We start from the raw sequence: 25,500 nt of genomic DNA, 5'->3' as shown, positions 1-25,500 counted from the left end.
GGCCCTGCCGCCCACTGCCATGATGAGCCGATGGGGATCGAGGCGTTCGACCGCGACGACTGGCAGTGGCTCAACGAACCGGCCTGCTGGACCACCGACGGCGGACTGCGCTTCACCACCGACCCGGACACCGACTTCTGGCGCACCACCCACTACGGGTTCGTCCGCGACACCGGCCACGTCCTCGGCGTGCCGCTGGTCGGCGACTTCACCATCGTCGCCGCGTTCACCGCCGACTACGCCGCCCAGTACGACCAGGCCGGCATCGCGCTGCACGTGGACGAGCGCAACTGGATCAAGGCCGGCGTCGAGCTCGTCGACGACGAGTACCAGGTCGGCGCGGTCGTCACCCGCGACTTCTCGGACTGGTCGGTGGTGCCGGTGGCGCACCCGACCCGGGTCACGATCTCCGCGAGCAGGGAGGGCGACGCGGTCACCGTCCGCTACGGCCTGGGCGACGCCGAGCCGACCACGATGCTGCGCCTGGCCTACTTCCCGCCCGGGGTCGGCGTGCTCGCGGGGGTGCTGGCGGCGGCCCCGACCGGTCCCGGGTTCACCGCGCGCTTCGACCGGGTGCGGGTCACAACGGCCTAGGGCTTACCGTGGACGGGTGCGGTTGAGCTTCCTGTTGCGGCCGGGGTGGCTGGCGTTGACGCTGGCGGTCTGGGTGTTCGCGGGCGCGTGCTTCGCGCTGCTCGCCCCGTGGCAGTTCAGCCGGGACGCCGAGCGCGACGCCCAGAACCACGCGGTCACCACGTCGGTGCGCACCGATCCGGTGCCCGTCGCGACCGTCCTGGACCGCCCCAACGCGGAGAGTGAGTGGCGGCGGGTCACCCTGACCGGCCGCTACCTGCCCGAGGGCCAGGCCATCGCCCGCCTGCGCACCGTGCAGGGCGAGGCCGCCTCCGAGGTGCTGACCCCGTTCGTGCTGGACAGCGGCGAGACCGTGCTGGTCGACCGGGGGTACGTGCGGCCGGTGAACGGGCTGAAGGTGCCGGAGCTCAAGCCCGTCCCGGAGGGCGCGGTCACGCTCGTCGCGTGGGTGCGCGCCGGCGAGAACGACAACCGGGACGCGATCGAGCGCGACGGCCACCGCGAGGTGTACGCGATCAACTCGGCCGTGGTGGGCCGCGCCGCCGGGCTGGACATTCGGCCCGGCTACTTCCAGCTCACCGAGGGCCAGCCGGGCGTCGAGGAGGAACTGCCGCTGCCGAAGCTCGACGCCGGCCCGTTCTTCTCCTACGCGCTCCAGTGGATCGCGTTCGGCGCGATGGCCCTGGGCGGCTGGCTGTACTTCACGGTCCGCGAGGCCCGCCCCGGCGGCGCGCTGGCCGACGCGCCGAAGGTCAGGCGGAAGTCGGTCGCCGAGGTGCTCGCCGAGGACGAAGCAGCGCCAGCGCCGAGGTGACCACCGCGGCCGACGCGCCGACCACCCGGGACAGCTCCACCGCGCGCGTCACGTGCCCCGCGTCGGGCTGGCGGCCGTGGCCCAGCACCGGCCGGTCCTCCGCGCCGTGCGCGTACACCGTCCGCCCGCCCAGCCGGATCTCCAGCGCACCGGCGAACGCCGCCTCGACCTGGCCGGCGTTGGGGCTGGGGTGGGCCGCCGCGTCCCGCCGCCACGTCTTCCACGCCTCGCCGGACGAGCCGCCGACGACCGGCGCGCCGGCCGCCGTGAGCAGCGCCGCGAGGCGTGCGGGCACCAGGTTCGCGAGGTCGTCGAGCCGGGCCGCGGCCCAGCCGAACCGGCGGTAGCGGGCGTTGCGGTGGCCGACCATCGCGTCCAGGGTGTTCGCCGCGCGGTAGCCCAGCAGACCGGGCACGCCCGCGACCGCGCCCCAGAACAGCGGCGCGACGACCGCGTCCGACGTGTTCTCGGCCACCGATTCCACGGTCGCCTTGGCCAGGCCCAGGGTGTCCAGGCGGGCCGGTTCGCGCCCGCACAGGTGCGGCAGCCGGCGGCGGGCCGCCTCCAGGTCGCCGCCGTCGAGCTCGCGGCCCATGGACGTGCCCTCGTCGGCCAGCGACGACCCGCCGAGCACGACCCAGGTCGCGACGGCCGTCGTCATCGCCTCGAACACCGGGTGCCCGCGCCCCGCGTGCTGTACCGCGATCCCGGCCAGCACCGCGCCGCCGACCAGCGTCGCGGTGTGCACGACCCCCGCCGCCGGGTGGTCCCGGTAGACCTTGCGCTCCACCTGGGCGGCCACCCGCCCGAACCCCGCCACCGGGTGGTACTTCCTGGGATCGCCGAGCACCGCGTCCGCGGCCACGCCCAGCAACAACCCGACCGCGCGTCCCACGCTCACACAGGCACGGTATCCCGCGACTGTCGGTAGCCCGCACTAGGGTGCCTCCCGTGGAACCGGCCCGCCTGAAGCTCTACGCGTACCTGGACGCGCGCGACCACCAGCGCACCTACCTGGCGGTCATGCGGCTGTTCACCTCGACCCTGCTGGCCGACCTGTCGGCGGGCGAGGTGGCGGGCGCGCTGGCCGGCGCGGAGCGCGCGGGCCGGGTGGAGGCGGGCGAGTCGCGCATCGAGAACGTGATCAACCGGCTCAGGCAGCTCGTCGAGTGGGGCAACCTGGTGCGGGGCCGGCGCGAGGTGGTCGCGTCGAGCATCGCCGAGTTCCAGCACGGCAGCGTCCGCTACCAGGTCTCGAAGCTGGCGGTGCGGGTGCAGCGGGACGTGGACGAGCTGCTGCGCGTCCCGGAGGGGGCGCGCGAGGTGTCCCGCGAGCTGCTGCCCGCCGTGGAGCGCGGCCTGGGCCGGCTCGGCCGGTCGCTGTCCGAAGCGCTGCTCAGCGAGGCGGAACGGCCGCGCGAGGTGCTCGCCGAGCAGGTGACGACGCTGTTCCTCCAGCACGCCGAGCTGGCCGCGACGGTCCGCGACTTCTACGCCTACCTGGGCCAGGTCGTGACCCGGCACCACCTCGCCGCCGAGGAGATCTCCGGGTTCCGCAACCTGCTGGTCGAGTACATCCAGATGGTCGTGGAGGACGTGTTGCGGCACACGCCCGCGATCGCCGACGCCCTGGCCCGGCTCAACGCGGCCCGCGCCGAGCTGCTGCGGCTGCTGGGCCGCGCGGACCTGGGCGAGCGGGTGGAGCGGGCGCGCGGGCGGTCGGCGGAGGACTGGCAGGAGCTGACCGACTGGTTCGTGGACCGGCCCGGCCGGCCCAGCCAGGTGACCGCGCTGCGGGACGCGACGGCCCGCGCGATCGGGTCGCTGCTGGCCAGTGTGAAGCGCGCGACCTCCGGCGGCGGCCTGCTCCCCGGCCGGCGCGCCGAGCTGCTGGCACTGGCGGCGTGGTTCGACGGCGGCACCCGGTCGCAGGCGCACGAGCTGTACGCGGCGGCGTTCGGCCTGTACTCGGCGCGCCACCTGTCGCCCGCGCCGGAGCACGACTCCGACAACGAGCGCACGTCGTGGCGCGACGGCCCGGTGCACGAGGTGCCGGTGAGCGTCCGCAGCCGGGGCGACCGGAGCGCGCGCGGTCGGGCGTCGCGGATTCTCGACGACCCGATGACCGAGCAGTCGCTGCTGGCCGAGGCGCGCGACGCCGACGAGCGGCGGGCCGCGTCGGTGGCCGAACTCGCCGCCGCCGCGCCGCACCTGGCCACCACGAGGCTCAGCGGCGAGGCGCTGGGCGTGCTGTGCGAGCTGCTGACGCTGGCCATGGCGCAGCGCGACACCGCCGCCGACCCGGGTTCCGCGACCGATCCGGTGCGCGGGCTGCGGGTGACCGTGGCGCACGAGGCCGGGCGGTCCACCCGGGTCCACTCGCGGGCGGGCACGTTGACGCTGCACGACTCGACGCTGGTGCTCGACTGATGGTCGACGGCCTCTCCGACATCGACGCGGCGAACGTGGTGCGCTGCGCCCGCACCCTGCTGCGCCGGCCGCTGCTGCGCGCCGACGGGCCCGACGGCGAGCTGCTGACCCTCGTCTACCGGCACCGGGTCGCGTTGCAGGACCTGTTCGCCCGCCGGCTCGGCTACCGGCTGGTGGTCGAGCGCCGGTTCGCCCGGCTGTACAAGGCGGGCCCCGGCGCGGACGACTCGCGCGGCGTGCCGGGCATGTCGCCGCGCGGCTACGCGTACGTGGCCCTCACCATGGCCGTGCTGACCGGGATCGGGCGGCAGACCCTGCTGTCCCGCCTGGTCTCCGACGTCCGCGCCGCCGCGGTCGAGGCGGGCATCGAGGTCGTGGACGACGTGGTCGACCGGCGCGCCCTGACGGCGGCGCTGCGGCACCTGGTGTCGCTGGGCGTGCTGCACGAGACCGAGGGCACGGTGGACAGCCGGACCGAGGCGCTGATCACCGTGGACACCGACCTGCTCGGCCAGTTGCTGACCGGCCCGGTGGCCGAGGCGTCGTCACCGGAGCGGTTGGTGGAGCTGGCGAACCGGCCCGGCCCGCGCGGCGTGGAGCACGCGGTGCGGCGCAAGCTGGTCGAGAACCCCGTGGTGCTGCACGCCGACCTGACCGCCGAGCAGTCCGAGTGGCTGCGGCGCAACCAGCGCAAGGAGTCGGTGGTGCTGGAGACGTCCTTCGGGCTGCGCACCGAGGCCCGCGCGGAGGGCGTGCTGGCCGCCGACCCCGAGGACTACCTGACCGACCTGTACTTCCCGGGCACCTCCACCGTGGCCCGCATCGCGCTGCTGGCGCTGCCGGAGCTGCTCTCGGAGGACCCCGTGGCGGGCCGGCACCCGGTGCCGCGACCACGGCTGGTCGAGTTGTGTGCCCGCTTGGTGGAGGATTACCCGGCGGCGTGGTCGAAGCAGTTCACCGACGAGGTGGAACGCCTGGCGGACGAGGTGCTGGAGCTGTTGCGGCGCATGGGTTTGGCGGCGTGTTCCGACGGGAGCTGGTCGCTGGCCGCCGCCGCGCACCGCTGGACACCGGAGCCGGACGGCGACCCGGAACGTGGAGTGGAGCGACCGGTCGCGGCCCCCGAGGTGCCGAGCTGGTCGCTTTTCGACGAGGAGAACGTGTGAACAGGTGGCGGCTGCACCGCGGCGGCATCGTCAACATCTGGCAGTACACCGAGCAGGCGTTCGACTTCTCCGGTGGCCGCGCGATCTTCCAGGGCACCAACGGGTCCGGCAAGTCGCGGACCCTGGAGCTGCTGCTCCCCCTGTGCCTGGACGGCGACCTGCGCCAGGTCGGGTCCAAGGGGTTCGACACGGTCAGCCTGCGCCGGCTGATGCTGGACGACTACGACGGCGGCCCCAACCGGATCGGGTACGCGTGGGTGGAGCTGGTGCGCGGTGACGAGCACCTGACCTGCGGGCTGGGGGTGAAGGCGTCCAAGACCTCCCAGGCGATCACCGACTCGTGGCGGTTCGTCACCCCCGCGCGGGTCGGGCACGACCTCCAGCTCGTCGGCCCGGAGCGCACCCCGCTCGGCCCGGCCCAGTTGCGCGACCTGATCGGCGCGGACTGCGTGCTGGAGGAAGCCGCCTTCCGGGCGCGGATCGCGGAGACCGTGTACGGCGTGCCGGCCGCGCGCTACGGCGACCTGCTGCACCTCCAGCGCACCCTGCGCAACCCGGACGTCGGGTTGAAGGTCCTGGAAGGGCAGTTGGAGCAGATCCTGTCCGACGCGCTGCCGCCGCTGGACCAGGCGATGGTCGAGCAGCTCGCGACGTCGTTCGACGACCTGGAGTCGATCCGGGAGAACATCGTCCGGCTGTCGTCGGCGGACGCGGCCCTCGGCACGTTCCTCAAGACCTACTCCGACTACGCGTTCGGCGGGCTGCGGTCGTCGGCGGACCGGCTCGACGCGGCCGAGGAGGCGGTGCGGAAGCTGGAGCGCTCGACGGCGAAGCTGTCCTCGTCGCTGGACGCGGCGGTGGCCGGACGCGCGGCGGCGGAGCACTCGCTGACCTCGCTCGAAGCCGGCGAGCAGCAGACCGAGGAGACCATCGGCGCGTTGCGGGAGCTGCCCGCGTTCCGCGACCTCCAGGACCTCCGGACCCGCGAGAAGCTGGTGCAGGAGAAGCGGTCGTCGGCCGTCGCCGCGCTGGACGTGGCGAACAGGCAGCGCGCGCAGGAGGACGGCGCGGTGGACGGCGTGCTGCGGCTGCTGCGCCGGCTCGCCGACGACCTGGGCGCGGCCGAGGAGCTGGTCGAGCCGCTGCGCCACCACCTGCGGGTGGCCGGGTTGGACGACGTGCTCGCGCCGGACGTGCCGCGGGTCGCGGTGGTGGACGCCGCGGTGCGCACCGAGTCCGTGCGCGCCAAGCCGGACCCGGAAGCCGAGCCGCTGCCCATCGAACGCCGGGTGCCGCCCGCGCTGCCCGACCTCGACCTGGCACCCGCCGCCGAGCGCACCGCCGAGATCGCGTCCCTGGCGCGGCAGCGGGGCGCGCTGGCGCTGGCGCTGCACCGGCAGGCCGACGAGCTGGACACCGCGCAGCGCCAGGTCGACGCGCTGCGGCAGACCGCGCGGGACGCGCGGCAGGCGGCGGCCGAGTCGTCCGCGCTGCGCGACCAGGAGGCGCGGGAGCTCGCCGAGGTCGCGCTGACCTGGCTGGACGAGGTGCGCGCGTGGCAGGAGGCCGGGCCCGCGCGGCCGGAGGACGCGCTGGAGCTGCCCGCGTCGGTCGACCCGGCGGGGGCGCGGTCGCTGACGTCCGCCGCCCGCGAGTGGGTCGGTCCGCTGGTCGCGGCGGCGCGGGAGTCCTCGCACGGCGTGTCCGCGCGGCGCGGGGACCTGCACGGGACGATCGACGCGCTGGACGCGGAACTCGCGGCGCTGCGCTCCGGCACCGCCCGGGTGCCCGAGCGGGGTCGGTACGCCGCCGCCGACCGGGACCCGGCGGCCGGGTCGCCGTTCTACCGCCTGGTCGACTTCCGGCCCGACGTGGACGACGCCCGACGGGCCGGGCTGGAAGCGGCGCTGGAGGCGTGCGGCCTGCTCGACGCGTGGGTCAGCGCGTCCGGCACGGTCTCCGACGCCGATTCGGGTGCGGTCCCCGGCGCGGTCGACGTGCTGGCGGTGCCCTCGACACCCGTGGCCGAGCCGTCCCTGGCCGCCGTGCTGACGCCGGCGGTCGACCCGGCGTCCCCGGTGTCCGCCGACGTCGTCGCGGCGGTGCTGGCGTCGGTGTCGCTGGGCGAGGGCGCGTTCGCGGTGCGCCCCGACGGCGGGTGGCGCGCGGGCGTGCTGACCGGCTCGTGGCACAAGGACGCGGCCGAGTTCATCGGGGCGGGCGCGCGGGAAGCGGCCCGCCAACGGCGCATCGTCGAGCTGGAGGACGAGCTCGCCGCCCTGCGCGCCGAACTCGGCGGGGCCGAGACCGAGCTCGCCGCCGCGCACGACCTGGTCGACCGGTGGGAGGCCCACCTCGACCGGTTCCCCGCCGACCGCGACCTGGTCGCCAGGCACGGCCGGCTGCAAGCCGCGCAGGAATCCGCCGACCGGTCCGCGAAACGCGCCGAAGAACTGCGCGCCGAACTCGACACCGCCCAGTCCCGGGACGAGGCGGCGCGGGGCGAGGTGGTCCGGCAGGCCGGGGACGCGGACCTGCCCGCCACCACCGACGGGCTGCGCCAGGCGCAGAGCGCCGCCGCCGAGGCCCGGCGCACCGCCGACCGGCTCGGCGACGTGCTGCGCCGGCAGTGCCGGTCGACCGCCGTCGACCTCACCGACGCCGTCCACCGCTACCACGCGGCGGTGGACGACCGGGTGGCCGCCGAGTCCGACGCCGGGACCCGGTGCGTGGACTACGCGGCGCAGGCGGGCGCGCTGGCCGAGCTGACCGACGCGATCGGCGGCGAGGCGCGGCAGATCGCCGACCAGCTCTCGGCCGCCGAGCGGTCCCGCCGCGAGCTGCGGGGCGAGCTCACGGGCGTGCGGGAACGCGTCGCCACGGCCCGTGAGCAGGCCGCGAAGCTGTCCGCCCAGCTCGACGCCGCCCGGGAGCAACTGACGTCGGCGCAGGACGCGCGAGCGCGCGCGGCGGAGCGGTTCAAGGCCACCGCGCACGCGCCCGGGGTGCTGGTCGCGGCGCTGCCGGACGTGCCGCAGGACGTCGAGTCGGTGCGGGCGGCGCTCGCCGCGGCCGACCGGCGCGGCGCGGGCGAGACGACCGTGATCACCAGGCTCCAGGCGTTGCAGACCTCGCTGGCCGGCAGCCACGACATCACCGCCGAGCAGCACGAGGGCCTGCTCACGGTGACCGTGACCGGCGAGGACGGCGCGCGGCCGGTCGCCGTCGCCGCCCGCCGGGTGACGGAGAAGTTGGCCGAGCAGCGGGGGTTCCTGGACGAGCGGTACCAGACCATCTTCGCCGACTACCTGATCCGGGACCTCGCGGAGTGGCTGCGCGGCCAGATCGCCGTCGCCGAGGACCTGTGCAAGCGGATGAACGAGGTGCTCGGGCGGGCGCGGTCCAGCCAGGGCGTGCACGTGAAGCTGGCGTGGAAGCCGTCGGCGGCGCTGGAGGAGGGGACGCGCGACGCGCTGGCGCTGGTGCGCCTGTCGTACGCGGACCGCGACCCCGAGCAGGACGCCGTGCTGCGCCGCGTGTTCACCGAGCGGATCGAGGCCGAGCGCGACTCGCACTCGGGCGGCTACGCGGAGATCCTGTCCCGCGCCCTGGACTACCGGACGTGGCACCAGTTCACCGTGACCGTCGCCGACACCGGTCCCGACGGCAACCCCCGGGAGCGGCGGTTGCGGCAGTTGTCGTCCGGCGAGACGCGGCTCATCTCGTACGTGACGCTGTTCGCGGCGGCGGCGTCCTTCTACGACGCGGTCAGCGGCGACTTCTCGCCGTTGCGGCTGGTGCTGCTGGACGAGGCCTTCGAGCGGCTGGACGACCCGACCATCGCGCGGATGCTCGGCCTGCTGGTGGACCTGGACATGGACTGGGTGATCACCTGGCCGAGCGGCTGGGGCGTGTCGGACAAGATCCCCCGGATGCACATCTACGACGTGCTGCGGCCCAAGAACGGCCGTGGCGTCGCGTGCACCCGGACCACGTGGGACGGCGCGGCCCTGGACCGCATCGACCCCTGATCCCGACCAATTCCCGGGCCGCACGGCGACCTCCGGTGCCCGCCGACGTGCGAGCGCCGGGTCGGCCGGTGCTCCGGCGGCGCGCCCCGCCGGACTCCGGCAGCGCGGACTCCGGCAGCGTGGCCGCCCCGAGCGCGGCCGACTCGGGACCCAGCTCGCACAGCGCGATCGTCGCCCGCTCGAAGGGCCGGCGCAGCGCGTGCCGGGCGGCCTCCCGGCGGACCAGGTCGGGCAGCCGCTCGCCGAGCACCAGCCCGGCCCACCCGCCGAGGAGCACCGCCGAGGGGTGGAACAGGTTGATCAGGTTCCCGATGCCCGCCCCGGCGAACCGCGCGGTCGCCGCCAGGATCGTCGCCGCGCCGGGTGACCGGTCCGCGATCCCGGCCGCCCCGAGAAGGCCTCCAGGCACCCGGCGGCCCACAGCGGCACGCCCGACCGTCCAGCCCGACCGTCGTGTGGCCCCACTCCCCCGCGCCGCCGGACACACCCCGGAAGGGCACGCCGCCCACGATCACGCTCGCGCCGACCCCGGACCCGATCAGCGCGACCACCACGTCCGCCCCGCCCCGCCGGGCCCCGAACCACGACTCGGCCCGCCCAGCGTGTTGACCCCGTTGTCGAGGAACAGCGGCAGCCCGGTGCCGGCGCGCAGCAGCCGTGCCGGCGAACCCGGGATTCACCCGCAGCAGCACGCGGGGCCGCCCGCCGTCAGACTCGACCTGGCCGGCCTCGACCACGAGGCCCTCGGCGGCCGACTCCTGCCGACTGCGCGGCTGGTCGAAGTACAGCGCGCGCAGCACCCGCGCCCGGTTGCCGGTCCGCAGGTCCCGCACGGTCAGCGTGCGCCGCACAGCCCACCCCTTCGTCGGACCGGGCGTCGAACCCACGTCATCGGCCCCGCCCCGCTCCCCGCCCGCAGCCGAGCCGGCGGGCGGCCCGGCCTCAGTTCGCGAACCGCTGCGCGTCCCACTTCCCGTGCGCCTCCAACAACTTCCGCCCGATCCGCTTCAGGTCCGCGATGTCCCGGTCGTTGAGCGGCGCGGCGAACTCCTGCGCCACGGCGGCCCGGTAGGTCGGGGCGGTGGTGTCGTGGAGCACCTGCCGGCCCTCGTCGGTGAGCGCCGCGTAGACCACCCGCCGGTTGTCCGGCGGCTGCGAGCGCTCGACCCAGCCGCGCCGCACGAGCCGTTCCACCAGCCGCGTCGCCCCGCTCGGGCTCACCGCGAGCAGTTCGGACAGCTCGGACATCGGCAGCCGCCCGTCCTTGTCGATCCGGTAGAGCGCCTCGTGCTCCAGCAGCGAACACCCGGCCGACGCCTCGACCCGACCTCCCATGGCGACGCGCACGGCGTCCACACCCTGCTGCGCGTAGAGCCACGCCAGCATCTCGTCGCTCGGCTCGAACCGGTTCACAGCCGCCACCCTACCAAATCGCTTGACTCCAGAACATTTTCGCTGTCAACCTTTGTTCATGGAATTGACCTTGGTGACCGGAGCGACCGGAGCCCAAGGCGGCGCGCTCGCCCGCCTTCTCCTGGATCGCGGCCACCCCGTCCGCGCCCTCACCCGCACCCCGGAGAGCCCCGCCGCGCAGCGGCTCCACGCCGCCGGAGCCGAACTCGCACGCGGCGATCTCGACGACCCCACCAGCCTCGCCGAGGCCCTGCACGGCGTCCGCTCGGTGTTCGCGGTGACCACCCCGTTCGGCACCGACCCGGAAACCGAGATCCGCCAGGGCACCGCCCTCGTGGACGCGGCGCACGACGTCGACCACATCGTGTTCACCTCGGCGGCGAACGCCGACCGTTTCACCGGTATCCCGCACTTCGACAGCAAGCAACGCATCGAAGAGCACCTGACCAGTGGAAACGTTCCGTGGACCATCCTCGGTCCGGCCGCGTTCGTCGACGACAAGTTCGGCGAGTGGACCCTCAGCGGCCTGCGCCGGGGCGTCCTCGGCCTGCCGATGCCGACCGATCGCGCGCTGCACCTGGTCGCCGTGCGCGACATCGCCGCCGTGGCCGCGCTCGCGCTAGAACAACCGACCCGCTTCGCCGGCACCCGCCTGGACCTGGCCGGCGAAGCCCTCACCCCGCGCCAGATGGCGCAGATCCTCACCACGGCCACCGGCCGGCGGATCGACCACCACCGCACGCCGCTGGACGTCGTGGAACGCCACTCGACCGACCTGGCCGCCATGTTCCGCTACTTCACCGACGTCGGCACCGACATCGACCTGCCCCGCCTGCACGCGGCCCTGCCGGAGATCACCTGGCACACCTACGCCGAGACCGCCGCCATCGTGCCCTGGCCGGAGCTCCTCTGACCCCACCCCGAACGCGGCGCGGGCCGGCCCACCAGGGCCGGCCCGCGCCAGGTCGAGATCACCGCGACCGGTCCGCTAGCCGCCGACCGCCGCCCACGACTGGATCATCCGGTACGCGATCGACGCGCCCGGCGCGAGCAGCAGGTCCGGCACGCTCCCCGGGACCTCCAGCGCCTGCCGCACGTCGGCCCGCGTGACCCACCTGGCCTGCGCGATCTCCCCGTCGGCCAACCGCAGCGGCTCGTCCGGGTCACCGGTCGCCTCGAACCCCACCATGAGCGAGCGCGGGAACGGCCACGGCTGACTGCCGAGGTAGCGGATGCCCGACACCTCGACACCCACCTCCTCCTCGATCTCCCGGGCGACACAGGCCTCCAACGACTCGCCCGCCTCGACGAACCCGGCCAGCACCGAGTACCGCCCCGCCGGCCACCCCTCGCCGCGCGCGAGCAGCACCCGGTCCGCGCCGTCGTGCACCAGGCAGATCACCGCGGCGTCGGTGCGCGGGTACTCCTCGCGCCCGCACTGCGCGCACGCACGCGCCCACCCGGCCTTGACGGGGGACGTGGCACCGCCGCACACCGCGCAGAACTTCGCCGTCCGGTGCCAGTTGAACGACGCCACAGCAGAGGTGAACAGACCCGCGCCCGTGTCGTCCAGCAACGCCCCGCACGCCCGCAGGTCCAGCCACTGCGGTTCGTCGGTCAGGTCCGCGCCGAACCACGCCCGCCCGGCCGGCGCGCCCACGGCCTCGTCGGCGAGCAGCACCGCCCAGTACGCGACGCCGTCCTGCTCGCCGAGCAGCACCGCGTCCTCCGGCGGAACGTCCCCGAACTCGGTCGCCGGCCGGTCGACCAGGCGCGACGCCCGCTCGGTGACCAACGTCCGCCCGTGCGCGTCGACCGTGAGGACCCGGGCCTTCGGCCACAGTCGCAGGAGCCGCTCCGCGTCGCCGCGCAACGGCTCCTGCCGGTCCACCGTGTACCGCGACAGCGCCGGGAGCTCCACCAGCTCGAAGCTCACGGCAGGCTGACCCCGCCCAACGACCGCAACTGCGGCGCGAGCAGGTCCGCGTCGCCCACCAGGACACCGGTGAACGAACTCGGCGCGAAGAACTCCAGCGCCACCTCGGCCACCTGCTCCACGGTGACCGCCTCCAGCCGCGCCGGGTGCCCGGTGAACCACTCGATGTCCAGTCCCAGCCCGGCGAGGTTCACCAGGAACGACGCCAGACCGCCCTGCGACGACGTCGCGGTCAGCAGCGAGCCGATCGCGTACCGCCGCGCGGTGTCCACCTCGGACTCGGACGGCGGCACCAGGCCCAGCCGCCCGAGCTCGTAGCGGGTCTCCAGCAGCGCGGCGGCGGTCACCTCGCTCGCCGTGTCCGCGTCCACCAGCACCGCCGCGCTCTCGGGCGTGAACTCCGGGTGCGACCGCGCGCTGTAGGTGTAGCCCTTGTCCTCGCGGATGTTCTCCACCAGGCGTGAGGAGAAGAACCCGCCGAACACCAGGTTCGCGATTTGCAGCGCCGGGTACCGGGGGTCGGTCCGCACCAGCCCGCGACCGGCCAGCCGGATCTGCGACTGGACCGCGCCCGGCCGGTGCACCAGCAGCACGTCCCCGCCGCGCACCTCGGGCAGCGGCGACAGCGACACCGCGGTGCCCTCGCCGGTCCACCCGCCGAGCGCGCCCTCGACCGCCCGCACGGCGGCGTCCGGCTCGATGTCACCGACGACCACCAGCACGGAACCGCGCGGGAGCACGGCCGACGCGTGCAGCGCCAGCACCTCGTCCCGCCCGATCGCGGCGACCTCCTCGGCCTCCGGCATCTCCTTCGCGAACGGGTGGTCGCCGTACAGGTGGCGCTGCAACGCCTCCCGCGCGATCACGTTCGGCTGCGACCGGGCCAGCCGGATCCGCTCGACCAGCCGCGCCCGCTCCCGCTCGATCTCCTCGGCCGGGTAGGACGCACCGGTCAGCACGTCCTTCAGCACGTCCAGCACGGTGTCCAGGCCGGACACCAGGGCGTTGCCGGAGAACGCCAGGCGCTCCGGGTCCACCACCGCGTCCAGCTCGCCGCCGACCAGCGCCAGCTCGGTGTCCACGTCCACCCGGCTCCGCGTGGCGGTGCCGGTGAGCACGGTGCTGGCCAGCAGCTCGGCCCGCGCCGCGTGCGTCGACCCCGTGCTGGAGGCCGCCGGGTCCCCGAACGGGATCCGCAACCGCACCTCCACCAGCGGCACCGACGACCGGCGCACCGCGATCACCCGCAGCCCGTTGCCCAGCACCGTGTCCACCGTGGACAGGTCCACGGCGGCACGCTGCTCGCCCAGCTCGGGGAGCGGACGCGGCCCCTGCTCCGTGCGACCGATCTCCTCGGCGCTGCGGTGCGTCGTCGGGGCGCTCACTCGGTACCTCCGTTGTCAGCAGCCGTGCCGGCCTCGGCGACGGCGGGGTTGAGGATCAGCACGGCCCGCGAGTCCGGCCGCAACGCCTTGGCCGCCGCGGCGACCTCGTCGGTGGTGATCGCGGCCAGCTTGTCCGGCAGGTCGTAGAGCAGTTCGGCACGGCCGAACAGCAGCTCTGCCGAGCCCAGGCCGAGCGTGCGGCTGGTCAGCCGGTCGTGCTCGCGGTGCATGGTCGACACCCACCGGGCGGTGACCTTCGCCAGCTCCTGCTCCGTCGGACCCTCCTCGGCCAGCCTCAGCAGCTCCTCGTCCACCGCCGCCACCACCTGCTCGGAGGTGGTCTCCGGCGAGTGGATCGCGGTGATGTTGAACGTGTCCGGGTCGCGCGCCTCCAGCGGGCCGAAGAGCCCGCACCCGGCACCGACGTCGACCACGATCGCGTCCTGGTGCACCAGCCGCTGCTGAAGCCGGGAACCGTCGCCGTCGGTGAGCACGCCCGCGAGCACCAGGTAGGACAGGTAGCCCTCCACGTCGCTCACCGGGTCGGGGATGCGGTACCCCAACGCGATGGCGGGCATCGGCGCGTGCTTGTCCGAGTGCTCGGCGCGCAGCTCACCCTTCGGCGGCGCTTCCGCGAACGAAGGCCGCACCGGCACGGGACGCTCGGGCACGTCCCCGAAGTGCTTCTCCACCAACCCCTTGGCGACCTCGGGCCGGAAGTCGCCCGCGATGGTCAGCACCGCGTTCCCCGGCGCGTAGTACGTGTCGAAGAACGCCGCGCAGTCGTCGACCGTCGCGTTCTCCAGGTCGGTGAAGTCCCCGTAGCCGTTGTGCGCGTTCGGGAAGGTCTGGAACAGGACCGGCGGGAGCAGGATCCAGGGGAACCCGCCGTACGGCCGGTTGAGCACGTTGAGTCGGATTTCCTCCTTCACCACGTCGATTTGATTCCGCAGGTTCTCTTCGGTGAGCTTCGGCGCACGCATGCGGTCCGCCTCCAGGAACAGCGCCCGCTCCAACGCGGCGGACGGCAGCACCTGGTAGTAGTCGGTGTAGTCGGGGTGGGTCGACCCGTTGAACGTGCCGCCCGAGGACTGCACGTGACGGAAGTGTGCGAGCTTCTCCAAGCTCTCGCTGCCCTGGAACATCAGGTGCTCGAACAGGTGCGCGAACCCTGTCCGGCCTTCCGGCTCCGAGCGGAATCCCACGTCGTAATGCACGCTCACCCCGACCACCGGGGCGCTCGGGTCTGGGGCGAGCACCACCCGCAGGCCGTTGGGAAGCGTGAACCTGTGCAGTTCGGGTAGCGCCATGGAAGCAGCCTACGGGCTCCCGGCCCCTGGAGGCCCGCAGGTGGCCTGCCCGGACCAATGCCCGTGTCCGCCCGTGGCGAACCGGGTGCGTTCCCACACCCGACCACCCCGACAACCGTCCCCGCCGAGCTGCTCCGCTGCCCGTCGGAACCGTGTGGCGGGACGCGTCAATTATCGAACAGGGGTTCGAAGGAAGGCAAGATCACCATCGGGTGAACGTCAGCCGCGGAGCGACCTCAGGTGCCCGGCCTGCGCCAGCACGCCGTCCACCGCGCCCAGGAAAGTCGGGAACCGGTGAGCGAATCGTCGCAGGTCACCGCCCTGCTCGGCCTCGCCGAACCAGTACAGCCCGGCCTGCCCGCCGGCGAACGCGCCGAGCCAGCGCTCCGTCTCACCCAGCACCACCGCGTACGGCAGCGACCGGGAGAAGACCATCTCCCGGTCCGCCTCGGGGATGTCGTTGGGCGTCACGGACACCAGGTAACCGCGCAAGCCGCGAACGTGCTCCAACAGCGCGCTACCCCGCTTGGTGCGGGCAGGCATCGACCGCGCGCCCAACGCCAATGCCACGCCGGCGACCACCACGACCAACCCGAACAATGCGGGTCCGGTGATCAACGCCAGCAACACAGTGGCACCGACACCCACAAGGGTGAGGGCGATCCCGGCCCACCACCACAGGCTGCGTTCGGCGTCCGGCCGACGCACGAACCAGTTCTTCGCCACGACGTCGGCGTACAACTCGTCCCGCACCGTCGCGAGGTCGATCCGGCGGCTGCGCAACTCCGACAGCCGCACGGCGTCCACACCGTCCGGGAGAATCGCGGCGTACACGGCGCGCTCGTACCCGGACAGCGACGGGTCGGCGGGGTTGCGCCGCACGAACCGCCAATCGAGCCCGTCGACCTCTTCGATCCACACGTAGTTGCGCACCGCGAGGTCGACGATCGTCGCCGTCACGTCCACGACGTCGACGTGCTCGTCCACCACGGTCCCGACCTGGCCCGGCAGCACGCCGTCCGGTGAGGCGAAGGCCACGTGCCCGGCCGCGTCGGACACCAGCACGTTCACCGGCCCGACCTCGCCCGCCATCGCCCGGGAGTCCCGACCGCGCAGGTACCACAGCAGCAGTACGCCGCCGAGCAGCAGCACCGCCAGGCCGCCCAGCACGGCACCGCTCAGGGGGGTCAGCGCGAAGGCCGCCGCGAGGCCCGACGTCTCCTCCACCCGGGCGTTCGCGGGGGCCGCGCCGTCCTGCAACCCGACTGCCACGTCGATACGCTCACCTGCGGGAAGGCCGATCTCGGTGGCCCGGACACCGCGGCCGTCGCCGAGTTCGGCGGTCGTGCACGGCTTGACCGTCCCCGGCGTGCCGGCCAGGCAGTTCACCGACTTGGGGGCATCCGGCGTGATGACCGAGACCTTCACCGAGTCCAGCGCGGTGTCCCAGCCGCTCGCCGGCTGCCAGCGCAGCTCCAGGGAGTCGCCGATCTGGGCGACCGTGCCGACCACCGAGTACGTGACGGTGGAGGTGCCCGCCGCCAAGTCGATGGTGAGGTCGTCGGCGGTCGCGGTGGCGGTGCCCTTGCCCTCGACGGCCGCGTCGCCGACCTGGAACACGCGGTCGCGGGTGTCACTGACAGCGATGCGGAGCGGGACCACTCGTCTGGCGGTCCTGCCTTCGGGGACGTTGACGACCTCCGTCACGGACAGCGTGCCGTCGCGCTCCAACTTGAGGCGCACGTCGGCACCGACCGTGCCGGGCAGCCCCACCTGGCTGCCCGGCTGCGCCGCCGCCGTGCCGGTGACCAAGCACAGCGCGGCGGCGCAGGTGATCGCCGCTCCCCAGTTTTTCAACACGGCCGCGGAGAATAGCGGAGTCCGCCTATGCTTCAGTGCTGATTCGGGCATCCGCGATATGGGGGATCACCAGCGATGACGCAACCACCGCCGCCGGGTGGCTGGCCGCCGCCACGACCGGTTGGGCCACCGCCCGTGCCCGCCCCGCTGACCCCCCAGCCGACCCGCCCCTGGCCCACCCAGCAGCCGCAGCAGCCCCCGCCCCACCAGTCTCCGCAGCAGCCCGTGCAGCAGCCCCCGCCGATGCCCCCGCCGCAGCCGCTGCCCCCGCCGATGCCCCCGCCGCAGTGGCCGCAACAACCACCCCATCAGGTGATGCCGCCACCGATGGCCGCGCCGCAGCCGCCGCCGGTGAACTGGGGCCCTCAGCCCGGCTGGGGTCCCGGGCTGCCCTACCCGCCGCTGCCTCGGAAGAAGAGCAAGGGCCCGCTCGTCGCGGGTGTGCTGATCGGCGTCGTCGTCCTGGGCATCGCGGCCATCGGGATCGCGGTCGCCACGAACAAGCGCAAGAGCGTGAGCGATTCCGCCTACTCCGGGTACTCCAGCTACTCCTACTCGGCCACGCCGACCACCACGACCGAAGCCACCACGACGACCAGGACGACGACGTCCGCCAGGTCCACGTCGCCCAGTGCCACGAAGGCCGGCCCCAAGGCCGTGATCGCCCTGGGTGACAACCCGATCCACGGTGGCGGCCTCGGCGCGTTCAACATCGACGGCTGCCCGCTGCCAGGCATGAACTACTCACCGTCCGGGCAGGACCAGTTCCTGCGCGCCGCGCTGCCGTGCATCGAGGCGATGTGGAAGCCGTCGATGCAGAAGGCGAACCTGCCCTACCAGTCGGTGGAGCTGGTCATGGTCACGTCGCAGATCACCAACACGTGCGGCTCCATGGGCCCGGACCGCACCGCGATGTACTGCGACGGCACCATCTACTGGACGCCGAACCACTACGCGAGCGAGCAGGGTTCGGCGAACCCCAACCACCCCGGCAAGTACCTCGGGCAGTTGGCGCACGAGTACGGCCACCACATCCAGTGGCTGTCCGGCATCCTGCGCGCGTCCAGCCAGGCCCAGTACGAGAAGGGCGGCTGGGACACCGAGGCGGGTCTGGACCTGAACCGGCGCAAGGAGCTCCAGGCGACCTGCTTCGGCGGTATGACGCTGGCTCCGCTGTCGCACGGCGCGGTGCCCGGTGACGTGATCTCGGTGGCGATCGCGGACGCCGGCAACCGCGGCGACTACCCGATCTACCCCAACCGGGACCACGGTTCCCCGGAACGCAACTCCGCGTGGGTCAACCACGGGTTCAAGAGCAACGAAACCAGCGCGTGCAACACTTGGGTCGCGAGCGCGGCGGACGTCAGCTGACCCGACTGGAGGACCGTGCACACGCCCGAGAGGCCCAAGAACAACCCGATCGTCCTCATCGGCGTGTTCTCGTTGATCGTTTCGTGCGTGCTCGGCCTCGGCCTGCTCACGCAGGTGGACACCAGCCGGCGGATCGGCGGCAGGCCGGTCGCGGCACCCCACGCCCCCGGCTCGCCGGTCACGGCCGAGCAGCCCCGCCCCCGCGCGGTGCACCGGCTGGCCGACCACCCGTTCCTGACCGCGCCTGTCCGGCTGGCCGGCGCGACGTGCGCGCTACCCGCGTTCGGGGTGTCGGACGCGGAACTCTCGGCCTACTACGCGGCCGGTGTGGCGTGCCTGGACCTGGCGTGGCGGCCCGCGTTGGCGGAGGGGAACCTGCCGTTCGACACGCCCAAGCTGGACGCGTCGCCGGACCTGGAAGACGGTCCGTGCGGTTCCGCTCCCGCCGAGACCGAGGCGGTCGCGTACTACTGCGGTCGCAACCGGACCATCTACATGCCGACGTCGCGACTGCGCGAAAACGGCGGCGGTGACTACCCGGCGACGCACCTCGCGACGTTGGCGCACGAGTACGCGCACCACGTGCAGGCGTTGTCCGGGATGCTCCGCGCCGCGGACAGCAAGATCGTCGACGCGGGCGAGGGCACGCCCGCCGGGCTGGAGATGTCCCGCCGGATCGAATTGCAGGCCAACTGCTTCGCCGGCATGTTCCTGACCGCGGTGTCCCCGTCGATCGGCGCGGACCTGGCGCAGGAGGCTGCGGACGACTTCCAGTACGCCGTCGAGGAGCCCGCGGAGAAGAACGCGCACGGCAGCCCGACGAATCAGGCCGAGTGGGCGTCTTTCGGTTTCACCGGGGGCGTCACCACGTCCTGCAACACCTTCGCGGCTTCGCCGGAGGCTGTCGCCTGACGGTGCCGGCCGAGCAGGGAGGCGTACAGACCGCCGGCCAGCCCGCTGAGGCCCACGAGCATCGCGGTCAGCCTTCCTTCGAACGGCGTCGACACCGGCGTGCTGCCGGCCATCTGCGCGGTGAACTCGCCGTTGGTGTCGGCGGGAAGTACGACCTCCACCACCTCGCCTGACCGATGACCGCAGCCGTCGAGCTTCGCGGTGCGCGCCTGGTCGCCGATCTTGACTTCGATGCGGTCGTAGGTGTCGGAACCGCCGCAGGGTGCCGGTGTCACCACGGTCGCCTGGACCCTCTGGGTTTCGGCGGACGCGGTGGACGCGCCACCCGGCCACCAGAGCGCGACCGCCGCCGCGACCCCGGCCAGTCCGACGACCAGCAGGATCAGCGCCCATCGGACTGGGCCGAGCCGAACCGCCACGGGGTGGATGGTCGCAGACCGGGTGTCGTCTTGTCGTGGGGCCGGGGCGGTGTTCTTCCCCCCGGCCAGTTCACCCGATAGTGATCTTGACCATCGTCGAACGCCTGTTCGAAGATAGTTCCATGCAGAAATCGACGTCCGACCCCGCGACCGATCGCCGCCGCGCCGCCGCGATCCCGCCCACCGTCCACTTCAGACGTGGCCCCGGCCCGTCCGCCGACCCTTGACGGAGCGCTCGGCGTCCCCTGTTCGGGGCGCTCGGCGGTCCGGGACCTGCCCGGCCCGGCCCGCTCCCGCCCGCGTCGCTGTCCGCTGTTCACCCGACTGCCCGACCTATTGCCTGAACGCAGGCTGAAGACGTGGGCGGGGCCCTGCCCCCACCACGCAGAATGAGGAGGTGTCGACTGCTGCCAGGGTGCTGGTGATCGAAGACGCGGAGGCCATTGGTGCCGCGGTGGGCTCGGCCCTGCGCGATGCGGGCTACCAGGTCCAGCTCCGTCCGGACGGTCGGGACCTGGAGGGCGAGCTCGCCCGGTTCCGGCCGGACCTGGTGGTGCTGGACGTGATGCTGCCCGGTCGGGACGGGTTCATGCTGCTGGAGGTCATCCGGCGCACCAGCGGGGCGGGCGTGGTCATGCTGACGGCCCGCGACGGTGTCGCGGACCGGCTGCGCGGGCTCGACCGGGGCGCGGACGACTACGTGGTGAAGCCGTTCGTGCTGGCCGAGCTGGTGGCCCGGGTCAGCGCGGTGCTGCGGAGGCTGGGCCGCACGCCGTCGACCGTGCAGATCGGGGACCTCGTGGTGGACGCCGACTCGGCGGTGGTCCTCCGCGGGGACGCCCCCGTGGAGCTGACCGCGACCGAGCTGCGGTTGCTGCGCTACCTGGCCGCCCAGCGCGGGCGGGTGGTCGGCAAGACGCAGATCCTGACCGCCGTGTGGGGTTACGAGGACTACGACCCGAACCTGGTCGAGGTGCACGTCAGCGCGCTGCGCCGGAAGTTGGAGGAGCACGGACCCCGATTGCTGCACACCGTGCGGGGGTTGGGGTACGTGTTGCGGGCGGAAGATTCGTGAACCTCCGGACGGTGTCGCTGCGGCGTCGGGTGACGGTCTCCGCGATCGCGGTGCTCGGCATCGTCCTGGTGGGGCTCGTGCTGATCGTCGACGCCATGTTCATGGCGCAGTCGGTGCAGGACGTGGAAACCACGCTGTTGGACAAGTCCCGCAACGCGCAGACGTTGGTGAAGCAGCAGCGGGTGCGCGGAGCGGAGCTGGTGAACCGGCTGGAGGGCCGGGGTGTGCAGGCGCGGCTGGTGATGCCGGACGGCACGGTGCACGGGCACCTGCCGGCCGACGAGGTGACCAACAAGGTCACCCGTGACCTGCCGGACGGGTCGACGATCACGCTCTACGTCGAGTCGTCGGTGATCACCGTCGCGCAGGCGCGCCTGCGCCGGTTGCTGCTGCTGGTCGGCTTCGGCTCGCTGGCGGTGACCGCCGTGGCTCTGGTGTGGGTGGTGCGGCGGGCGTTGGCACCGCTGGACGCGATGACCACGCTGGCCCGGTCGATCGCGCGAGGCGACCGGGGTCACCGGCTGAACCCGGAACGGACGGACAACGAACTCGGTCGGACCGCCGCCGCGTTCGACGACATGCTCGACTCGTTGGAGGGATCAGAGGAACGGACCAAGAGATTCGTCGCGGACGCGGCGCATGAACTGAGGACGCCGATCGCGGGCGTGCAGGCCGTGGCCGAGGCGTTGATGCAGACCGGCAGCGCCGAGGACCGGGAGCGCTTGAACCTGCTCCTGGTGCGGGAGTCCCGCCGGGCCGGCCGCCTGGTGGACGACCTGCTGGCGTTGGCTCGGATCGACGCCGGTCTGGAGCTGCACCGGGAAAAGGTGGACCTGTTGGCGCTGGCGGAAGCCGAGGTGGGGCGCACCCGGCTCCTGGCTCCCGACTTCGACATCGCCACCGAGGGCACGCCGGCCTACGTGTCAGGCGATCCGCAGCGCCTGGCGCAGGTCCTGGCGAACCTGGCCGACAACGCCCGTCAAGCCACCGGTCCGTCCGGTCGGGTGCGGGTGCGCGTGTCGACCGTGGGCAGCTACGCCTGGCTGGTGGTGTCCGACGACGGGCCGGGCGTGCCCCCGGACGAACGCGACCGCATCTTCGACCGCCTGGTCCGCCTGGACGAGGCCCGTGACCACCGCTCCGGTGGTTCCGGACTCGGCCTGCCCATCGCTCGCGGCGTGGTCCGAGCCCACGGCGGCGAGCTGTCCTGCGTCGACTCCGACGGCCCCGGTGCCGCCTTCCAGGTCCGCATCCCGCTCGCCGACTAGTTCTGCGCGGCGTGCCGGGGATAGGTGGCGCGGGCGGGAGGCGCGGGCGGGAGGCGCGGGCGGTTACCGGGCTGGGCGGATGTCGGCCAGCAGGGTCTCCAGGGCCTCGGTGGTGGGGACGTCGGCGTGGTGCGGGTCGCCGTCCAGGCCGGCGACCAGGATCAGCACGCGGTGGGTGTCGCCGGCGTCCAGGACCAGGGCGTGCACCACGCCGGTCGAGCTCGCGCACGGGCCGGCGGCGGGAGCGGTGACGTCGGCGCGCAGGTGGATGCCGTAGTAGCGGTGTTCGCCATCCGCAGTGGTCCGGGCGGTTTCGGTCGGTGGCGCGTAGTCGGTGACGGCTTCCTCGCCCCAGGAGAGGTGGAGCCATTTGTCCAGGAATGCCCTGGCGGTGCCGACCAAGGTCGTTTCGGTGGCGGGGACGTCGGCGAATCCGAGAATTACTCGGCTGTAGAAGGTGCCGCCGCAGCGGTAGTCGGGAAGGGGGAAGACCTCGACCGGTTCGGGGAGTTCCACGCGGTAGTGGTCGGAAGCGCGCACGACCCGTGCGGACGGAGGCCGTTCGGACGGTGCCGGCTCCAGTCGGGCGGTGTCCGCTCCCCGGTGGTCCCGGTCCTGGTGACCGGCGTCCGGGGTGCCGGGTGGCAGGTTCCCCATGGTCAGGGCCACCAGCAGGGCAGCGACCAGCAGGCTGTGGACGGACCAGGCGATGCGGCTCGGGCCGCGCTCCTGGTGGAAGTGGACGCCGCCGTGCACGGTCCGCGCCTGGGCGGCGGCGTGCGCTGTGCCGCTCAGTTCGTTGTGGACCTCGCGCGTCACGACCTGTTCACCCCTTCAGCCGATGGGGTAGTTGTACCCACCGAATCTGAGAGGAGGCCGTCAATTCCCTTAGCGGCGGCGGGGAAAAGCGAATCCCCCTATCGGGGATCCGCTTCCTTGGGCGGGGTCACCTTCTTGACGTACAGGAGTCGGTCGCCCGCTTCGACGGCGTCGGCTTCCGGGGCGTCCACGCGGTAGAGGGTGCCCGCCCGCACGACGCCCAGCACGATGTCGGGCAGGTGCCGGGGTGAGCCGCCGATCTCGGACGGTTCGACGTCGCGTTCCGCGATCGCGAGGCCGGCGTCCGGGGTGAGCAGGTCTTCGACCATGTCGACCACGGACGGGGTGGCGGTGGCCATGCCCAGCAGCCGGCCGGCGGTCTCGCTGGAGACGACCACCGAGTCCGCGCCGGACTGGCGGAGCAGGTGCTCGTTCTCCCGCTCCCGGACCGAGGCGACGACCTGCGCCTTCGGGGCCAGTTCGCGCGCGGTGAGGGTGACCAGGACCGACGTGTCGTCGCGGTTGGCGGCCACGACCACGGCTCGGGCCTTCGGGACGCCGGCGACGCGCAGGACGTCGTTGCTGGTGCCCGACCCGTGCACGGTGACCAGCCCGATCGACGAAGCCGCGTCCAGGGCTTCCTGGGACGTGTCCACCACGACGATGGAACCCGGTTCCGTGCCGTCGCCCAGCAGCGCGCTGACGGCGGAACGACCTTTCGTCCCGTACCCGACGACGACCACGTGGTCACGCACCTTCGTTCTCCACTTCTGGATCCGCAGCGCCTGCCGCGAGCGTTCGGTGAGCACTTCGAGGGTGGTGCCGACCAGGACGATCAGGAACAGCACCCGGAGGGGGGTGATGACCAGGACGTTGACCAGGCGCGCCGACGAGCTGACAGGGGTGATGTCGCCGTATCCGGTGGTGGACAGGGAGACCGTCGCGTAGTAGACCGCGTCGAGGAACGACAGGCCGTCGTCGTTGACGTCCCGGTAGCCGTCGCGGTCGAAGTACACGATCAGAACGGCGGAAATCAGCGCGGCGAGCGCGCCGACCACGCGTTTCATGATCGCTTGGACCGGGCTCTGGACGGTGTCCGGCATCCGGATCACACCCACCAGGGTGTGGCCGGGCCGTTCGCTGAGCGGCTCGCCCGGGTGGGTCCGGCGGATCATGACAGCCTCTCGGGGAGTAGCCGCCACAGGCGGGCTGCGGCTTCCGCGCCGCGCAGGAGGAGCGGCACGACGACGCGTTCGTTGGGCGCGTGGATGCGATCATCCGGCAACGTCGCGCCCAAATACACAACCGGCACGCCGAGCCCGGTCCGCAGCAGTGCGGCGGGGCCGCTGCCGCCGGTCCGGCTGAACCGAACCGGCTGCTCGAATGCGCCCTCCAGGGCCTCCTTCACCGCGCGCACGGCCGGGTGGTCGACGGGCATCGCGTACGGCGGTGCGCCGTCGCCGCGCGGGATGATCTCGGCGCTCAGGCCGGGCGGGGTGTGGGCGGCGACGAACTCGCGGAGCGCGGCGGCGATGCGGTCCGGCCGCTGGTCCGGCACCAGCCGGAACGACAGCTTCACCGCGGCCCGCGCGGGGACGATGGTCTTCAGGCCCGGTCCGGCGTAGCCGCCGAGGATGCCGTTGACCTCGGCGGTGGGGCGCACCCACACGCGTTCGAGGGTGGACCAGCCCGCCTCGCCCGCCTCGGTTTGCGCGCCGCCGGAGTTGGCGAGCCAGACGTCCCGGTCGAACGGCAGGGCGGCGTAGTCGGCGCGTTCCGCGTCGGTGGGCTCGATCACGTCGGCGTAGAAGCCGGGCAGCAGCACCCGGCCCTGGTCGTCGTGGAGTGCGGCGACCAGGCGGGCGACGGCGGTGGCGGGGTTGGGCACGCTGCCACCGGCGCGGCCGGAGTGGACGTCGGCGGTGCCGCCGGTCAACACGACTTCCGCGCCGTAGATGCCGCGTTGTCCGGTGCACACCGTGGGCGCGTCGCGCGCGTAGAGCGGGGTGTCGGTGAAGACTACGAGGTCGCACGCGAGGTCGGCGCGGTGGTCGTCGAGGAGGCGGGCCAGGTTCGGCGAGCCGGATTCCTCCTCGCCTTCGACGAACAGCTTGATCGTCACCGACGGGTGGTCGGCGCGCAGGGCCGCGAGGTGCGCCTTGACGCCGAGCAGGTGCATGGCGACCTGGCCCTTGTCGTCGCTGGCACCGCGCCCGAACAGCTCCTCGCCGACCAGCGTCCCCTCGAACGGCGGGTACCGCCACTGCTCCACCGGGTCGACGGGCTGCACGTCGTGGTGCCCGTAGACGAGCACGACCGGCGCGTCGGGGTCGGCGGCGGGCAGGCACGCGAACACGGCGGGCAGCGCGCCGGATCCCGACCAGACCCGGACGTCGGGCCAGCCGTCGCGGCGCAGCGCGGCGGCGAGCCACTCGGCGGAGCGGGCCACGTCCTCGTGGTGCGCCGGGTCGGTGCCGATGGACGGGATGGCCAGCCACTCCCGCAGGTCCGCGACGAAGTCGTCGGCGAGAGCGGCCACCGCGGCGCGCTCGGGATGTTCGGGATTTTCCGGATCACCACTCACGGTGCGGGAGGATAACCCCAATGCCGCTTAGTTAGGGCTGGGAGTGGTCTGTCAAGGCTGGTGAGATGGCAACGGAGTTCCTGCTAGAACAGTGTCGACCAAGATCACTGAAG

General features: G+C 73.3%; 20 protein-coding genes and 2 pseudogenes. 10 read left to right on the top strand and 12 right to left on the bottom strand.

Annotation, left to right across the window (positions count from 1 at the left end; translation table 11 throughout):
- Positions 1–30 precede the first annotated feature (30 nt).
- Positions 31–594, top strand: a complete 564-nt coding sequence (locus AB0G01_RS34030) for a DUF1349 domain-containing protein (protein ID WP_360954602.1) — start codon at positions 31–33, stop codon at positions 592–594.
- A 16-nt stretch (positions 595–610) separates the two neighbouring features.
- Positions 611–1,408, top strand: a complete 798-nt coding sequence (locus tag AB0G01_RS34025) for an SURF1 family cytochrome oxidase biogenesis protein (protein WP_360954599.1) — start codon at positions 611–613, stop codon at positions 1,406–1,408.
- Here AB0G01_RS34025 and AB0G01_RS34020 read toward each other — a convergent pair.
- Positions 1,347–2,309, bottom strand: a complete 963-nt coding sequence (locus AB0G01_RS34020; protein WP_360954596.1) for a cobalamin biosynthesis protein — start codon at positions 2,307–2,309, stop codon at positions 1,347–1,349. The genes AB0G01_RS34025 and AB0G01_RS34020 overlap by 62 nt on opposite strands.
- 50 nt (positions 2,310–2,359) lie before the next feature.
- Here AB0G01_RS34020 and AB0G01_RS34015 point away from each other — a divergent pair, with 50 nt between their 5' ends.
- From AB0G01_RS34015 to AB0G01_RS34005, 3 genes are read left to right on the top strand one after another with little or no spacing between them, the layout of a single operon-like run.
- Positions 2,360–3,838: a DUF2397 domain-containing protein gene (locus tag AB0G01_RS34015; protein ID WP_360954593.1), complete on the top strand. Its 1,479-nt coding sequence runs from the start codon at positions 2,360–2,362 to the stop codon at positions 3,836–3,838.
- Entirely contained in the window at positions 3,838–5,004 is a 1,167-nt protein-coding gene (locus AB0G01_RS34010) for a TIGR02678 family protein (protein ID WP_360954590.1), read from the top strand. The genes AB0G01_RS34015 and AB0G01_RS34010 overlap by 1 nt, the downstream gene beginning before the upstream one ends.
- Positions 5,001–9,035 carry a TIGR02680 family protein gene (locus tag AB0G01_RS34005; RefSeq protein WP_360954587.1) on the top strand — a complete coding sequence of 1,345 codons (4,035 nt, stop codon included), beginning with the start codon at positions 5,001–5,003 and terminating at the stop codon, positions 9,033–9,035. The genes AB0G01_RS34010 and AB0G01_RS34005 overlap by 4 nt, the downstream gene beginning before the upstream one ends.
- A gap of 175 nt (positions 9,036–9,210) precedes the next feature.
- Here the strand turns inward: AB0G01_RS34005 and AB0G01_RS34000 are convergent.
- The 3 genes and pseudogenes from AB0G01_RS34000 to AB0G01_RS33990 form a co-directional block, all read right to left on the bottom strand.
- A pseudogene (locus AB0G01_RS34000) lies at positions 9,211–9,444 on the bottom strand (sugar kinase); the annotation flags it as partial.
- 55 nt (positions 9,445–9,499) lie between these two features.
- Positions 9,500–9,586, bottom strand: a pseudogene (locus tag AB0G01_RS33995) (hypothetical protein); the annotation flags it as partial.
- Between the two features lie 391 nt (positions 9,587–9,977).
- Entirely contained in the window at positions 9,978–10,448 is a 471-nt protein-coding gene (locus AB0G01_RS33990; protein ID WP_360954584.1) for a MarR family transcriptional regulator, read from the bottom strand.
- Positions 10,449–10,506: 58 nt separating this feature from the next.
- On the opposite strand from AB0G01_RS33990, the gene AB0G01_RS33985 reads away from it, so the two are divergent.
- Entirely contained in the window at positions 10,507–11,361 is an 855-nt protein-coding gene (locus tag AB0G01_RS33985) for an NmrA/HSCARG family protein (RefSeq protein WP_360954581.1), read from the top strand.
- A 75-nt stretch (positions 11,362–11,436) separates the two neighbouring features.
- Here the strand turns inward: AB0G01_RS33985 and nudC are convergent, their stop codons facing one another.
- The 4 genes from nudC to AB0G01_RS33965 form a co-directional block, all read right to left on the bottom strand.
- On the bottom strand, positions 11,437–12,384 hold the full coding sequence (gene nudC / locus AB0G01_RS33980; protein WP_360954578.1) for an NAD(+) diphosphatase: 948 nt from the start codon (positions 12,382–12,384) through the stop codon (positions 11,437–11,439).
- Complete coding sequence (locus tag AB0G01_RS33975) at positions 12,381–13,769, bottom strand: pitrilysin family protein (protein WP_360954575.1); 1,389 nt, start codon at positions 13,767–13,769, stop codon at positions 12,381–12,383. The genes nudC and AB0G01_RS33975 overlap by 4 nt, the downstream gene beginning before the upstream one ends.
- Positions 13,766–15,079, bottom strand: coding sequence for a pitrilysin family protein (locus tag AB0G01_RS33970; protein WP_360954572.1), 1,314 nt, complete (start codon positions 15,077–15,079; stop codon positions 13,766–13,768). The genes AB0G01_RS33975 and AB0G01_RS33970 overlap by 4 nt, the downstream gene beginning before the upstream one ends.
- 219 nt (positions 15,080–15,298) lie before the next feature.
- Positions 15,299–16,939 carry a DUF2207 domain-containing protein gene (locus AB0G01_RS33965; RefSeq protein ID WP_360954569.1) on the bottom strand — a complete coding sequence of 547 codons (1,641 nt, stop codon included), beginning with the start codon at positions 16,937–16,939 and terminating at the stop codon, positions 15,299–15,301.
- A 315-nt stretch (positions 16,940–17,254) separates the two neighbouring features.
- Between AB0G01_RS33965 and AB0G01_RS33960 the strand changes: the two genes are divergently transcribed.
- Together AB0G01_RS33960 and AB0G01_RS33955 are read left to right on the top strand one after the other, a co-directional pair.
- Positions 17,255–18,310 carry a neutral zinc metallopeptidase gene (locus AB0G01_RS33960; RefSeq protein ID WP_360954567.1) on the top strand — a complete coding sequence of 352 codons (1,056 nt, stop codon included), beginning with the start codon at positions 17,255–17,257 and terminating at the stop codon, positions 18,308–18,310.
- Between the two features lie 15 nt (positions 18,311–18,325).
- Positions 18,326–19,222 carry a neutral zinc metallopeptidase gene (locus tag AB0G01_RS33955; protein ID WP_360954565.1) on the top strand — a complete coding sequence of 299 codons (897 nt, stop codon included), beginning with the start codon at positions 18,326–18,328 and terminating at the stop codon, positions 19,220–19,222.
- On the opposite strand, the gene AB0G01_RS33950 is transcribed toward AB0G01_RS33955, so the two are convergent.
- Positions 19,135–19,641, bottom strand: coding sequence for a hypothetical protein (locus AB0G01_RS33950; protein ID WP_360954563.1), 507 nt, complete (start codon positions 19,639–19,641; stop codon positions 19,135–19,137). The two genes, AB0G01_RS33955 and AB0G01_RS33950, sit on opposite strands and share 88 nt — an antisense overlap.
- A 397-nt stretch (positions 19,642–20,038) precedes the next feature.
- On the opposite strand from AB0G01_RS33950, the gene AB0G01_RS33945 reads away from it, so the two are divergent.
- Both AB0G01_RS33945 and AB0G01_RS33940 read left to right on the top strand, forming a co-directional pair.
- Positions 20,039–20,716 carry a response regulator transcription factor gene (locus AB0G01_RS33945; protein ID WP_360954560.1) on the top strand — a complete coding sequence of 226 codons (678 nt, stop codon included), beginning with the start codon at positions 20,039–20,041 and terminating at the stop codon, positions 20,714–20,716.
- Entirely contained in the window at positions 20,713–21,984 is a 1,272-nt protein-coding gene (locus AB0G01_RS33940; protein ID WP_360954557.1) for a HAMP domain-containing sensor histidine kinase, read from the top strand. Before AB0G01_RS33945 ends, AB0G01_RS33940 begins: the two co-directional genes overlap by 4 nt.
- Before the next feature lie 63 nt (positions 21,985–22,047).
- Here the strand turns inward: AB0G01_RS33940 and AB0G01_RS33935 are convergent, their stop codons facing one another.
- The 3 genes from AB0G01_RS33935 to AB0G01_RS33925 form a co-directional block, all read right to left on the bottom strand.
- The gene (locus AB0G01_RS33935; protein ID WP_360954554.1) at positions 22,048–22,803 is read right to left on the bottom strand and encodes a hypothetical protein; all 756 of its coding nucleotides are present in this window, start codon (positions 22,801–22,803) and stop codon (positions 22,048–22,050) included.
- Between the two features lie 98 nt (positions 22,804–22,901).
- Positions 22,902–23,978, bottom strand: a complete 1,077-nt coding sequence (locus tag AB0G01_RS33930; protein ID WP_360954551.1) for an NAD-binding protein — start codon at positions 23,976–23,978, stop codon at positions 22,902–22,904.
- Positions 23,975–25,387: a M20/M25/M40 family metallo-hydrolase gene (locus AB0G01_RS33925; protein ID WP_360954548.1), complete on the bottom strand. Its 1,413-nt coding sequence runs from the start codon at positions 25,385–25,387 to the stop codon at positions 23,975–23,977. The genes AB0G01_RS33930 and AB0G01_RS33925 overlap by 4 nt, the downstream gene beginning before the upstream one ends.
- Positions 25,388–25,500: the final 113 nt, after the last annotated feature.

This window comes from Actinosynnema sp. NPDC023587 (assembly GCF_040640215.1).
In the GTDB taxonomy this organism is placed as follows: domain Bacteria; phylum Actinomycetota; class Actinomycetes; order Mycobacteriales; family Pseudonocardiaceae; genus Actinosynnema.
The sequence above is the reverse complement of the archived record's forward strand: the minus strand, read 5'-3'. Positions and strand labels throughout refer to the sequence as shown.